The 12905-nt window shown below is 68.9% G+C and carries 11 protein-coding genes; 4 read left to right on the top strand and 7 right to left on the bottom strand.

The window, feature by feature from the left end; all coding sequences use genetic code 11:
- The first annotated feature begins 121 nt into the window (after positions 1 to 121).
- Both slt and VQ067_RS10430 read left to right on the top strand, forming a co-directional pair.
- Positions 122 to 2050 carry a lytic transglycosylase Slt gene (slt, locus tag VQ067_RS10435; protein WP_033990444.1) on the top strand — a complete coding sequence of 643 codons (1929 nt, stop codon included), beginning with the start codon at positions 122 to 124 and terminating at the stop codon, positions 2048 to 2050.
- Positions 2051 to 2106: 56 nt separating this feature from the next.
- Positions 2107 to 2493 carry a lysozyme inhibitor LprI family protein gene (locus tag VQ067_RS10430; RefSeq protein WP_003091225.1) on the top strand — a complete coding sequence of 129 codons (387 nt, stop codon included), beginning with the start codon at positions 2107 to 2109 and terminating at the stop codon, positions 2491 to 2493.
- Between the two features lie 43 nt (positions 2494 to 2536).
- Here VQ067_RS10430 and VQ067_RS10425 read toward each other — a convergent pair whose 3' ends face one another.
- The 5 genes from VQ067_RS10425 to VQ067_RS10405 all read right to left on the bottom strand — a co-directional run bounded on the left by VQ067_RS10425 (position 2537) and on the right by VQ067_RS10405 (position 9190).
- Positions 2537 to 3343, bottom strand: coding sequence for an MOSC domain-containing protein (locus VQ067_RS10425; RefSeq protein WP_003113973.1), 807 nt, complete (start codon positions 3341 to 3343; stop codon positions 2537 to 2539).
- Between the two features lie 102 nt (positions 3344 to 3445).
- Positions 3446 to 4354 carry a lipid kinase YegS gene (gene yegS / locus VQ067_RS10420; protein WP_003091230.1) on the bottom strand — a complete coding sequence of 303 codons (909 nt, stop codon included), beginning with the start codon at positions 4352 to 4354 and terminating at the stop codon, positions 3446 to 3448.
- A gap of 74 nt (positions 4355 to 4428) precedes the next feature.
- Entirely contained in the window at positions 4429 to 5988 is a 1560-nt protein-coding gene (locus VQ067_RS10415) for an FGGY-family carbohydrate kinase (protein ID WP_003109491.1), read from the bottom strand.
- Positions 5989 to 6008: 20 nt separating this feature from the next.
- Positions 6009 to 7589 carry a glycerol-3-phosphate dehydrogenase/oxidase gene (locus VQ067_RS10410; RefSeq protein WP_033990443.1) on the bottom strand — a complete coding sequence of 527 codons (1581 nt, stop codon included), beginning with the start codon at positions 7587 to 7589 and terminating at the stop codon, positions 6009 to 6011.
- 5 nt (positions 7590 to 7594) lie between these two features.
- Positions 7595 to 9190 carry an FAD-binding oxidoreductase gene (locus VQ067_RS10405; protein WP_003162439.1) on the bottom strand — a complete coding sequence of 532 codons (1596 nt, stop codon included), beginning with the start codon at positions 9188 to 9190 and terminating at the stop codon, positions 7595 to 7597.
- A 176-nt stretch (positions 9191 to 9366) separates the two neighbouring features.
- Here VQ067_RS10405 and gliR point away from each other — a divergent pair, with 176 nt between their 5' ends.
- On the top strand, positions 9367 to 10398 hold the full coding sequence (gene gliR / locus VQ067_RS10400; protein WP_003091237.1) for an AraC family transcriptional regulator GliR: 1032 nt from the start codon (positions 9367 to 9369) through the stop codon (positions 10396 to 10398).
- Between the two features lie 28 nt (positions 10399 to 10426).
- On the opposite strand, the gene VQ067_RS10395 is transcribed toward gliR, so the two are convergent.
- Together VQ067_RS10395 and moaB are read right to left on the bottom strand one after the other, a co-directional pair.
- A complete protein-coding gene (locus tag VQ067_RS10395) occupies positions 10427 to 11644 on the bottom strand; it encodes a molybdopterin molybdotransferase MoeA (RefSeq protein WP_033990440.1) in 1218 nt (405 codons plus the stop codon).
- Positions 11641 to 12180: a molybdenum cofactor biosynthesis protein B gene (gene moaB / locus VQ067_RS10390; protein WP_003091240.1), complete on the bottom strand. Its 540-nt coding sequence runs from the start codon at positions 12178 to 12180 to the stop codon at positions 11641 to 11643. The genes VQ067_RS10395 and moaB overlap by 4 nt, the downstream gene beginning before the upstream one ends.
- 66 nt (positions 12181 to 12246) lie before the next feature.
- Here moaB and mobA point away from each other — a divergent pair, with 66 nt between their 5' ends.
- On the top strand, positions 12247 to 12843 hold the full coding sequence (gene mobA / locus VQ067_RS10385; protein WP_003109495.1) for a molybdenum cofactor guanylyltransferase MobA: 597 nt from the start codon (positions 12247 to 12249) through the stop codon (positions 12841 to 12843).
- Positions 12844 to 12905 lie beyond the last annotated feature (62 nt).

Genomic DNA, 12905 nt, shown 5'->3' with positions numbered 1-12905 from the left:
CCCGGCTTCGGGCGCGCCCCGCGACAGCGGTCGCGCGCCAGTCCCGCGAGCGGTCGAAACGCCCGTAGGCAGCCGTTGCGGACCTGCCGACGTTACCCGACATCACCTGCCCGGATAAGTCATGCGCGGTCGCCTGTTCACTCTCGTTTCCTGCCTTTTGCTCAGTATTTCCTCCGTCGACGCGGTCCACGCCGCTTCCCTGACCGAACAACGCCGTCTCTACGACCAGGCCAAGGCCGCCCTGGCCAAGGGCAACAGCGCGCCCTACATGGCCTCGCGCAGCGCCCTGCGCGATTACCCGCTGGAACCCTACCTGGCCTACGACGAGCTGACCCACCGGCTGAAGACCGCCAGCAACGAGGAGGTCGAGCGCTTCCTCACCGAACACGGCGACCTGCCGCAGATCGGCTGGCTGAAACTGCGCTGGCTGCGCCTGCTGGCCGACCGCGGCGACTGGAAGACCTTCGTCAACTACTACGATCCGAAGCTGAACTTCACCGAACTCGACTGCCTGTATGGCCAGTACCAGCTGGGCCACGGCCAGAAGGCCGAAGGCTACGCCACCAGCGAACGCCTGTGGCTGGTCGGCAAGTCGCAGCCGGCTGCCTGCGACACCCTGTTCGGCCTCTGGCAGGGCGAAGGCCAGCTCACCGAGGAAAAGGTCTGGAAACGCCTCAAGCTGGCCGCCGAAGCGCGCAACTACAGCCTCGCCTCGCACCTCGCGCAGCGCCTGCCGACCCTCGGCAACCAGGGCGCGCTGATGGTCAGCGTGGCGCAGAACCCCGCCCAGCTGAGCCAGACCGGCCGCTTCAGCCAGCGCGACCATGCCACCGCCGACGTGGTCGGTCTCGGCCTGCGCCGCCTGGCGCGGCAGGACCCGGAAAAGGCCCTGAGCCTGCTCGACTACTACAGCTCGGCGCTACCCTTCTCCAGCGACGAGAAGGTCGCCATCGCCCGCGAGATCGGTCTCAGCCTGGCCAAGCGCTTCGATCCGCGTGCACTGCCGCTGATGACCCAGTACGATCCCGGCCTGCGCGACAACACCGTCACCGAATGGCGCACCCGCCTGCTGCTGCGCCTGGGCCGCTGGGACGAAGCCTATGCGCTGACCCGCACGCTGCCCCAGGATCTCGCCGCCACCAGCCGCTGGCGCTATTGGCAGGCACGCAGCCTGCAACTGGCACAGCCGAACAGCAAGGAGCCGATCGCGCTGTACCAGAAGCTCGCCGGCGAGCGCGACTTCTACGGCTTCCTCGCCGCCGACCGCCTGAGCGTGCCGTACAAGCTCGGCAACCGCCCTGCGCACATCGACCCGCGCGTCCTGCAACGCGTACGCAACGCCGCCAGCACGCGCCGGGCCATGGAGTTCTTCAACCGTGGCGAAGTGATCAACGCCCGCCGCGAGTGGTACCACGCCGCGCGCCTGTTCGATCGCGACGAGCTGATCGCCCAGGCCAGGCTGGCCTACGACATGCAGTGGTATTTCCCGGCGATCCGCTCGATCAGCCAGGCGCAGTACTGGGACGACCTGGACATCCGCTTCCCGATGGCGCACCGCGCCACCCTGGTGCGCGAAGCGAAGAACCGCGGCCTGCACTCCAGTTGGATCTTCGCCATCACCCGGCAGGAAAGCGCGTTCATGTCCGATGCCCGTTCCGGAGTCGGCGCCACCGGGCTGATGCAGCTGATGCCCGGCACCGCCAAGGAGACCTCGCGCAAGTTCGGCATCCCGCTGGCCTCGACCCAGCAACTGATCGTGCCCGACGTCAACATCCGCCTCGGCGCCGCCTACCTGAGCCAGGTGCATGGCCAGTTCAACGGCAACCGGGTACTCGCCTCGGCCGCCTACAACGCCGGTCCGGGCCGCGTCCGCCAGTGGCTGAAAGATACCCGCCACCTGGCCTTCGACGTGTGGATCGAGACCATTCCGTTCGACGAGACTCGCCAGTACGTGCAGAACGTGCTGTCCTATGCGGTGATCTACGGGCAGAAGCTCAATGCACCGCAGCCCATCGTCGACTGGCACGAACGCTACTTCGACGATCTCTGACCCCCAACCCGGCCCGGACGCCCGGGCCTTTCCAGTACCTTGAAAAGGACCTCAAGATGAACAAGCCCCTCGCTACCGCCCTGCTCGCCGCCTCCAGCCTGCTGCTCGCCGACGGCGCCCTGGCCGCCGACGCCTGCGGTACGCCGCGCAACGCCTTCGACAGCGTGTATTGCCGCAGCGGCGAGTTTTCCCAGGCCGACCGCGAGCTGAACCAGCAGTTCGGCACCCTGCGCAAGCACCTGAACGACGGCCAGAAAGCCCTGCTGAAGAAGAGCCAGATCGCCTGGATCAAGGAGCGCGACGCGGCCTGCAGCGAAAGCAAGGACAACGGTTATTTCGTCAATCTCGACTGCGCCACCGAGAAGACCCGCCAGCGCCTCGACTTCCTCCGCGAACGCGAGCGCGAGTGCCTGAGCACCGGTTGCGTCGACGCCAAGCTCTGATCGCCGGCAATGGCCGCCCGCCGCAACGGCGGGCGACCGTTCCTCAGTCGAGGATTTCCACCGGCATCCCCACCTCCAGGCTGCCCTGTCCCAGCGCAATCAGGTTCTGCCCGAACAGCACCGCGCCATCCTTTTCCCGGTAGGTCTTCAGGGTCGTCAGCGGCTCGCGGTCCTCGTTGCGCTCGCCGGTCGCCGGGTCCAGGGTGGTGAGGATGCAGCGGGAACAGGGCTTGGCCACGACGAACTCGACCGAGCCGATGCGGATGCGTTTCCAGCCGTCCTCGGCGAACGCGGCACTGCCTTCCACCACCAGGTTGGGACGGAAGCGCAGCATCTCCAACGGCCGGCCGACCCGCTGGCTGAGGTCGTCGAGCGAAGCCTGGCCGATCAGCAGCAGCGGGAAACCGTCGGCGAAATGCACCTTCTGCCCCGGTTCGGCGTAGCCGGTATCGACCTGCCGCGCGCGCGCCTCGGGAATGTGCACCAGGCGCGTCGGGCGGCCGAGGAAGCGCGTCAGCCAATCCGCTGCGGCGTCGCCGGCATCCGGCGCCTGCAAGGTATCGCGCCAGACCGTGACGCCACGCAGGTTGGCGTCGGCTGCCGGTACTTCGAGGCTCAGCTCGGACATCCCCGGCGCATTCAGCCGCAGGACCTCCGGCGCCGCCCAGCGCGCCTGGATACGCCCCAGCTGCGGCAGCAGGCGCTGGGTGAAGAAACGTCCGGTTTCGGTGTCCACCGCCATCCAGCGTCGGTCGCCGACCACGCCCAGCGCATCGAGCGCGACGCGCTCCAGGGACTCGGCGGCGGAAGACTTGATCGGATAGCGGTACAGCGCGGAGAGACGGAACATGGAACCAGCATCCTTGGTGGAAAGATGCTGTTATACGGTGTCGCGGGAAAGGCCGACAAGACACAGACGCCACTCCAGGCAGCGGATCAGTCGGCCCCGCCCTCAGTCCTCGCGCGGCGGCTCGCGCAACAACGGCGAACCGGCCGGCAAGTGCACGCGCAGCGCGCCCGGGGAAACCGAGAAACGCAGCTTGCGTCCCTCCAGCGGCTCGCCGTCGAGATTGACGTCGAGACCTTCCGCCGCCTCCACTTCCAGCCATGGCACCCGCGCGCGGACGAACAGGCTTTCCACTCCGTTGCCACCGCCGAGCAGGGTGCCCAGGGTACCGACCATGTCCTGCGGCGTCGGCAGGATGCTCACGTCCAGCAGGCCGTCGTCCACTCGCGCTTGCGGACACAGTACGTGTCCGCCGCCGGCCTGGCGCCCGTTACCGATGCCCAGGGCGAGGAACTCGCCTTCCCACTGGAAGTCCGGGGCGCTGAAACGGCCCTGGGCGGCATGCACTTCGGAAAAACGGGTCAACCCGGTCAACAGGTAGGCGGCACCGCCGAGAACCTTCTTCAGGTCCTCCGAGGTATTCGCCGTGACCTTCGAACCGAAGCCGCCAGTGGCCATGTTGAGGAACAGCTTGCCGTTCACCTCGCCCAGGTCGATCGGCCGCGCCGTCTGGTCGAGCAGCGCCAGCGCCGCGGCCGGTTCCAGGGGAATCCCGGCGGCGCGGGCGAAATCGTTGGCGGTGCCCAGCGGCAGGATCGCCAGGCTCGCCTCGCCTCGCCCGCGCGCCAGCGCTTCGGCCACCTCGCGCAGCGTGCCGTCGCCACCGCCGGCGACCAGCGTCGCATAGCCGGCCGCCAGCGCCTCCTCGACGATGCGCCGGGCGTCGCCGTCCTCCCAGGTTACTCGCACCGCCAGCTCCCGTCCGGCCTCGCGCTGCGCCGCGACCGCGGCACGAACCTCTTCGTTGCCCGCCTGCTTGCCATGCAGGACCAGCAGAACCTTGTCCTTGTCCATCGAACCGAACCCCTCGTCGTGGCCTTGTCTTTGCCTATTGACCGCGTATCCGGGACGGAAGTGCGGCGCCCGGTTCAGGCAGGGTAGCCGGTAATCTCGCGAATGCTGCGGTAGAGCGGGCGCAACTGGCGATACATGCGCAGGTAGACCTCGCCATAGAGCCGCTGGTAGATCTGCCGGGCTTCCGCCTGGGGCAGGAAAACCCGGCCGACGCGGGTCATCCCGGCCACCGCGCTGGCGACGTCCGGATAGAGGCCGAGCCCCACCGCGCAGTCGATCGCCGCACCCAGGCCGGACGCCTCGTAGACATGCGGGCGCTCGGCCGGCAGGCCGAAGATGTCGGCGGTGAGCTGCATCGCCGCGTCGCTCTGCGAGCCGCCGCCGGCCACGCGCAGGCGCACGATCGGCGTGCCCGAACGCTTCTCGATGCGCTCCTTGCCCTGGCGCAGGGCATAGGCCAGGCCCTCGAGGATGGCCCGGTAGATGTGCGCCCGGGTATGCACGTCGCCGAAACCGATCATCGCCCCCTTGGCCTCCAGTCCCGGTTCGCGGATTCCCGGCGACCAGTAGGGTTGCAGGGTCAGGCCCATCGAGCCGGGCGGCACGCCGTTGACCAGTTCGTCGAACAGTTGCTCCGGCTCGACCCCCTGCTCGCGCGCCTGCTGCATCTCGCGCAAGCCGAACTCGCGCTTGAACCAGCTGACCATCCAGTAGCCGCGATAGATCATCACCTCGGTATTGAAATGATCGGGAATCGCCGCCGGATAGGGTGGAATCAGCGGCACGGTTTCCAGGTAGCGGGCGCGAGTGGTGTTGATGGTCGCCGTGGTGCCGTAGGAGAGGCAGGCGATGGTGGGCTCCAGCGCACCTGCGCCGAGCACCTCGCAGGCCTTGTCGGCCCCCGCGGCGATCAACGGCAGGCCTTGCGGAATGCCGGTGTGCCTGCTGGCCTCGGCGCTGATCTCGCCGAGCCGCTCGCCCGGCTTGAACAGCTCCGGCAACTGCTCGCGGCGTACCGCCAGCGCCTGCCATTTCCAGTCGCGCGGGGCGGCCCAGCGCAGGCGCTTGTAGTCGAACGGCAGGTAGGCTACGCAGCACCCCACCGAATCGACGAAACGGCCGGTCAGGCGGTGGCTGAGAAAGCCGGAAAGCAGCAACACCTTGTCCGTCTTCGCGGCGATCTCCGGCTGCTCCTGGGCCACCCAGTTGACCTCGGCCTGGGCGCGGAAATGCTCCACCGCGCCCTCGGCGCCGACCAGCTTGAACAGCCAGCCCCACGGCCCCCTGATGCGCTCGCGGACCTCCGCCCGGCGCTGGTCGAGCCAGAGGATCGCCGGACGCAACGGCCTGCCCTCGGCATCGACGTGGATCACCGTACCGCGCTGGGTGGTCAGCGACACCCCGCGGATGAGCCCGCGATCGATGTCCACCTGGTCCCAGAGCCGCCGACAGGCCTCGCCGAGCATCGCCCAGTAGTACTCGGGGTCCTGTTCGGCCCAGCCCGGATGCTTCGAGTAGTAGGCCTCCAGCTCCACCTTGCCCTTGCCCAGCAGGTTGCCCTGCAAGTCGAACAGCAGGGCGCGCACGCTCTGGGTGCCATTGTCGATCGCCAGCAGATAGTTCTTGTCGTTCATCTCGTTCTCGTCTCGGCTGGTCAGACGGGCAGGCTGTAGTGCCGGCGCCAGAGGTCCAGATAGGCCTGTTGCTCACGTTCCCAGCGCGGGTCGTCCCAGCCCAGGCGCGCTTGGCAGAGTGCGCGGATACGCGGCAGGTATGCCGCGCCGCCTCCGGGCAACAGCAGGCCGAGGCGGGTGCGGCGCAACAGCAGGTCGTCGAGATGCAGCACCATTTCCGCCTCGGCGGCGAACGCCAGTTCGGCCCAGAGCGTTTCGCTGGCACCCACGCAGTCCGTTCCGAGGGTGTCCACCAGCCGCTTGAGGCGGACCAGGTCGCGTCCGTAGCGACCGGCCAGGCGGCGTCGCTGGCCGCTGCCGAGCCCGTCGATGAGCGGGCCTTCGCAGGCGCCGAACACCGCCGCGCCATCGTCCGTGACCGTGCGCCCGAGCAGCGGCGCGCAGGCTTGTAGCACCTCCACCGCCAGCGGCCGGAAGGTGGTCAGCTTGCCGCCGGCCAGGGTCACGCAGCCCGGCTCGCGCCAGAGCACATGCTCGCGTTTCTCGTCGGAAGGCTTGCCGCTGTCGTCGCCGCTGCTGACCACCGGTCGCACGCCGGCCCAGGTCGACAGCACGTCGCACGCCTCGATGGCAGCGGCGGGAAACTGCTGGGCGCAGGCCGCCAGCAGGTAGTCGAGTTCGGCGCGGCTGATCCGCGCGTCCTCCCCAAGGCCGTCGCGATGGTCGAGATCGGTGGTGCCGACCACCGTCGCGCCCTCCCAGGGGAACACGAACACCGGTCGCCGGTCCGTGGCGTGCATGAAGCTGAAGGCATGGGCCACCGGCAGGCGCCAGGCCGGCAGCAATAGATGGCTGCCGCGCAGCGGGCGGATGTGCTCGCTTCCGCCGGGCTGGCGCAACTCATCGGCCCAGGCCCCGGTGGCCACCGCCAGGGCGCGGCAGCGAAAGTCGAGAAGCTCGCCGCTCTCGCGATCCTCGGCGCGCAGGCCGACCACCTGGCCGCCCTCGCGCAGCAATTCGCGCACACGCATGCCGTTGAATGCCTCGCCGCCGTCGTGACGCGCCTCGGCCAGCACCCGCAGCACCAGGCGCGCATCGTCGGTCACCGCATCGAAGAAACGCGTGCCGCCGAGCAGCCGTTGTTCCTTCAGGCCCGGCGCCAGATAGCGCAACGCGGCGGCGTCGTAGAAACGGTGGTTGCGCCGCCCGGCAAGGGCGTCGTAGACGCTCAGCAGGCCGCCGAATAGCCGCGGGCCGGGAAAGCCGCCGCGGTAGTGGGCCATCACGAAGCTCAACGGCTCCACCAGCCCAGGCGCCTCGCCGAGCAGCCGCTGGCGCTCGCGCACCGAGTCGCGGGTCAGCCGCCACTGGCCCTTGGCGATGTAGCGCAGGCCACCATGGACCATCTTCGACGAGCGACTCGAGGTGCCCCAGGCGAAGTCCCGCTGCTCCAGCAGCAGGCAGCGCCAGCCGCGCCGCGCGGCTTCGCGGAGGATGCCGGCACCGCTGATGCCGCCGCCGACCACGATCAGGTCCCACTCCTGCCCCGCCAGCGCCGGCAGGCGGCGGCAACGCCACTCCTCGTTCCAGGCTGAAGTCATTCCGCTCAGTCCTGCAGCAGGGTGCCGCGGTTGAGCCGCCCGGCCGGGTCGAAGTGACCGGCCATGGCACGCAGCGCGGCGACGCCCAGTTCGCCCTTCTCGCGGGGCAGGTAGGGTGCGTGGTCCTTGCCGACGCCATGCTGGTGGCTGATGGTGCCGCGATTGTCGACGATCGCCTGGCTGGCCGCATGCTTGAGACGCTTCCAGCGCTCCAGCGTCGCCGCATAGCTCGCGGCCGGACGGAACACGTAGGTGGTATAGATGCTCGACCCCTCGCCATAGACATGCGAGAGGTGGGTGAACACATGGACCCTCTCGCCCTCGGCGGCCAGGCCGTCGCGCAGGCTGGCCTCGATCTTCTGCAGCAGGCCGTCGACGTTGCTCCAGTCGGTGGCGGTCTCCAGGGTGTCCACGGCGTAGCCCGCCTGCCACAGGGCCTCGCGCAGGTAGGGGAAGCGGAAGCGGTTCTGCGCCCACTTGCGCCCCAGCAGGGTGCCGGTGAAGACCCCGCCGAAGCGTTTCAGCAAGGCCTTCGCCTGGCTCAACGACAATCCGTTCTGCCGACGGTTGCCAGTCACGCCGAAGGTCAGCATGCACTTGCCCTCGCCCGCGCCGCGCAGTGCCAGGTATTTCTCCAGCCAGGCGATCTGTCCGGGATGGCCGGCCAGGGCCAGTTGGGTCATGGTTTCCACGGCGTTGGACAGGCGCAGCATCGACAGCGGCACGCGCGCCTGGGCCAGCTCGCGGGTGGCTTGCTGGGCCTGCTGCCAGTTCGGCAGGAAGACGCTGTAGAAGCGCTCGTCCTCGGCCAGCGGCGAGACCCGCACCTTCACCGAGGAAATGATCCCGAAGCGTCCCTCAGAGCCCAGCACCAGTTCGCGCAGGTCCGGTCCCGCCGCGGATGCCGGGAAGGTAGCGATTTCAAGCGGCCCGGCGAAGGTCTCCAGGGTCCCGCCGGCGAAAAGTTGTTCGATCCGCCCGTAGCGCAGCGACTGCTGGCCACTGGAGCGGCTGGCGACCCAGCCGCCGAGGGTCGACAACTCCCAGGACTGCGGGAAATGCCCGAGCGTGTAGCCCAGCGCACGCAACTGGCTCTCCACCTGCGGGCCGGCGGCGCCGGGGCCGAAGGTCGCGACCAGGCTCTCGCGGTCCAGATCGAGCAGGCGGTTCATACGCTCCAGCGAGACCGTCAGTACCGGCCGCCGCGAGGCTTGCGGATTGATATGGCCGGCCACGGAAGTACCGCCGCCATAGGGAATCAGTTGCAGGTCGCGGGAGTCGGCCAGGGCCAGCAACTCGCGGATCTGCTCGGCGGTTTCCGGATAGGCCACGGCGTCCGGGTAGACGCCGAAGTCGCCCTCGCGCATCGCCAGCCAGTCCGGCAGGCTCTGCCCGCGGGCATGCAGCAGACGCTCACGGGGGTCGATGCTGTAGCGCGGATCGGCCTCCAGGCGCGACGCCGGGACCTTCGCCAGCGCCGCCTCCAGGCTGGCGTCCGGCAAGCGTGCGCCCTGCCCGACCAGTTCCGCCAGGAACCCACGGGCGCTGTCCGGCAATTCGACCACGGTGCTTTCTTCGCCCCAGCCATTCCAACGACGCATGAACCTCTCCCCTCGCTTGTCGCGGCAACCTGTTTATCGGAACCTTTCTGGCTGCCTATACTAGCCAGCCGCCCTCGCCTGTCACTGTCGGATCGAGACACTCCCTGTGACCGATCAAGACAGCCGGCACGCACGCCGGACGGCCTGTTCCACCCGCCACGACAAGAACAACGACCATGCAGACCCTTGGCTCCACCTCGGTTCCGGCCCTGCTGAAGTACCTGCGCCACGCCGAACGGCTCGGCCTGGACATCGCCCCTGCCCTGGCCGCCGCCGGCCTCCAGGCCGACCAGCTCAACGACAATCGCCAGCGCCTGCCGGGCGAAGCCCACGAGCGCCTGCTCGGCTATTTCTGCGAGCATTCCGGCGATCCCCTGTTCGGCCTGCATTCGGCGCGCTTCGTCCAGCCCGGCTCCTGGAGCGTGCTCGGCTACATCGCGATGAACTGCGCCACCCTGGGCGAGGCCATGAGCCGCATCACGCCCTACGAGAAGCTGGTCGGCGACATGGGCACCAGCCGCATCGAGGCGGCCGGCGGGCAGGTCCGGCTGATCTGGAACTGCCGCCACCAGACACCCCTGGTACGGCGCCACATGGTCGAGCACGTCCTGGCTTCCTGGGTCCTCTACGCGCGCTGGATCGCCGACCTGGAAGGTTCGCCGGACGAGGTCTGGCTGGAACACGACCTGCCGGACGGAACCCGCGTGGAAGACTACGAGACCTTCTTCGGCTGTCCGGTGCGCTTCACCCAACCCTGTTCGGCGCTGCTGGTACCACTGGACTACCTGGCGCTGCCGCTGCGCCAGGCCGACGCGACGCTGCTGCGCACCCTGGAAGAACATGCCCTGGCGCTGATGGCCGAGCTGGACGATGACGAGCCGCTGCCGCTGCGGGTGAAGAACGCCCTGCGCCAGCTACTCAAGGACGGCCTGCCGCGCAAGGAACGGGTGGCGGAGAAGTTCGGCATGACCGTACGCACCCTGCAACGACACCTGCAGCAAGCCGGCAGCAGCTACCAGCAGACCCTCGACGAACTGCGCCGCGAACTGGCCGAGCACTACCTGCTGCATAGCGAGCTGCCGATCCAGGACATCGCCCAGTACCTGGGCTTCACCGAGTCCCGCTCGTTCCATCGCAGTTTCAAGGGCTGGACCGGGCAGACGCCCGGCGAGTACCGGCAACGGCGGAAGGAGCCGGCGGCGCAATGAGAACGGCGGCCATCCGGCCACCGTCGGCTCAGTCGAGCAGTTCGCTCAGCGGAATGAACGCCACGCCCTCGCCTTCCACGAGGGTACGTCCCTCGCGGACCTCCACCAGCCCCTCGGCCCAGGAAGCGCTGCGCAGTACCCCGGAACTCTGGTTCGGATAGAGCACCGCGCGGCCCTGCTCCAGGCGACCACGCAGGTACTCGCGACGCTGCCCCGCCTTGGTCCAGGCGAAGCCGGCCGGTACCTCCACCCGCAGCGGCGCGACCTGCGCCACGCCGAGCCGGCGCAGCAGGTAGGGACGCGCCAGCAGGGCGAAGGTGACCAGGGTCGAAGCCGGATTGCCCGGCAGGCCGATCACCGGGATGCACTGGAACTGGCCGACGGTCAGCGGCTTGCCGGGTTTTATCGCCAGCTTCCAGAGGGTCAGCTCGCCGGCTTCGCGCAGCGCCATGCCGAGGAAGTCGGCCTCGCCCACCGATACGCCGCCAGTGGAAAGGATAAGGTCCACCCCGGCCAACCCGGCCAGGCGCTCGCGGGTACGTGCCAGGTCGTCGGGAAGGATACCGGCGTCGAGCACGTCGCAGCCCAGGCGTTGCAGCCAATCCTTGAGCAACGGACGGTTGCTGTTGTAGATCTGCCCGGCCTGCAGCGGCTGGCCCGCCTCGACCAGCTCGTCGCCGGTGGACAGCAGCGCCACCCGCGGCTTGCGTCGCACCTCCAGGGCCGCGCAGCCGAGCGAAGCCGCCAGCCCCAGTTCGATGGAGCGCAGGCGCGTGCCGGCCGGCAGGACCAGGTCGCCCTGGCGGATTTCCTGGCCACGCGGGCGCACATGCTGGCCCGCGCGCAACGGCTGGGTGAAGCGCACGCGGCCATCGTCGAGCGCTTCGGCGTTTTCCTGCATCTCTACCAGATCGGCGCCTTCCGGCAGCGGCGCACCGGTGAAGATCCGCGCACAGGTACCCGCTTGCAGCGGCTCCGGCGCCTGTCCGGCAAAGATCTTCTGGCTGACCGGCAGTGGCTCGCCGTTCCAGTCGGCGAGGCGCAAGGCGTAGCCGTCCATGGCGCTGTTTGGCCACGGCGGCAGGTCCAGGCCGGCCAGCAGGTCGACCGCCAGCACGCGGCCGCCAGCCTGCTCCAGGGGCACCTGCTCACACGTATCGATAGGCGTTTGCGCGGCCAGTTCGAGGAGCCGTTCCAGCGCCGTCTCGACCGGCATCAGCCCCGGCTGTTCGCAGCAGCCGCTCACCCGCGGCTCTCGCAGGGCGCCGCCTGTTTCAGGTGCGGGACGAAGTTGCACGGGCGATGACGGGCGTCCAGTTGCTCGACGAGGATGCCTTCCCAGGCAGTGCGGCAGGCATTGGTGGAGCCCGGCAGGCAACAGACCAGGGTACCGTTGGAAAGCCCGGCCAGGGCCCGCGACTGGATGGTGGAGGTACCGATGTCGGCCAGCGAAATCTGCCGGAACAGCTCGCCGAAGCCGTCCACCTGCTTGTCCAGCAGGCAGGCCACCGCTTCCGGGGTGCTGTCGCGGCCGGTGAAACCGGTGCCGCCGGTGATCAGCACGACCTGCACGCTGTCCTCGGCGATCCAGGTCGCGACCTGTGCGCGGATCCGGTACAGGTCATCCTTCAGCAGCACGCGAGCGGCCAGGTTGTGCCCGGCCTCGGTCAGGCGGTCGACGAACAACTGGCCTGAGGTATCGGTTTCCAGGGTACGGGTATCGCTGACGGTCAGGACGGCGATGTTCAACGGCACGAATGCCGTTTCGGCCTTGTGGCTCATGGGGTTGGCCCTTGCTTGTGGACGTGATCGCGGTGTTATATCACAGGCCCGACACGGAGACCCCAGATGCCCGATAGCGCCCTGCCCCCCTGCTCCATCCTTCTCCTGGCGGGAGGCCGCGGCCAGCGCATGGGCGGTCGCGACAAGGGCCTGATCGAGTGGCAGGGCCTGCCCCTGATCGCCCACCTGCATCGCCTGGTGCGCCCGCTCACCGATGACCTGATCGTCTCCTGCAACCGCAACCAGGAACGCTATGCGGCCTATGCCGACCGCCTGGTGAGCGACGACAGCCGAGACTTCCCCGGCCCGCTCGCCGGCATCCGCGCCGGCCTGGCGGTGGCCCGGCATCCCTGGCTGCTGGTGCTGCCCTGCGACGCGCCGCGCATCGACCGCGCCTTGCTGGAAACCCTGCTGCAGGCCGCCGGCCGCACACCGGCGCGCCCCTGGATGCTGCGCTGCGGCGGCCAGTGGGAACCGCTGTTCAGCCTGATCCCGACGCACCTGGCCGAAGAGATAGAACACGCCTGGCGCCAGGGCGACCGTAGCCCACGCCACGTCCTGTTGCCGCTTGGCGCGGAGGCCATCGAGCTGGCCGCGGGCGATCCGCGGCTGGCCAACCTGAACACCCCCGAGCTGTTGGCTAATCACCGCGAACTGAAGTAAAACGGAAGGGACGTCGAGTCGAATTTTCTCGAAGGTGGGGGGAACACTCGTTTTTAGGGGGA

Origin of the sequence: Pseudomonas sp. KBN12P06040 (assembly GCF_037574965.1) — a bacterium.
GTDB classification, from domain to species: domain Bacteria; phylum Pseudomonadota; class Gammaproteobacteria; order Pseudomonadales; family Pseudomonadaceae; genus Pseudomonas; species Pseudomonas aeruginosa.
Note: the sequence above shows the minus strand (reverse complement) of the source record. Positions and strands in the feature narration are given on the sequence as shown.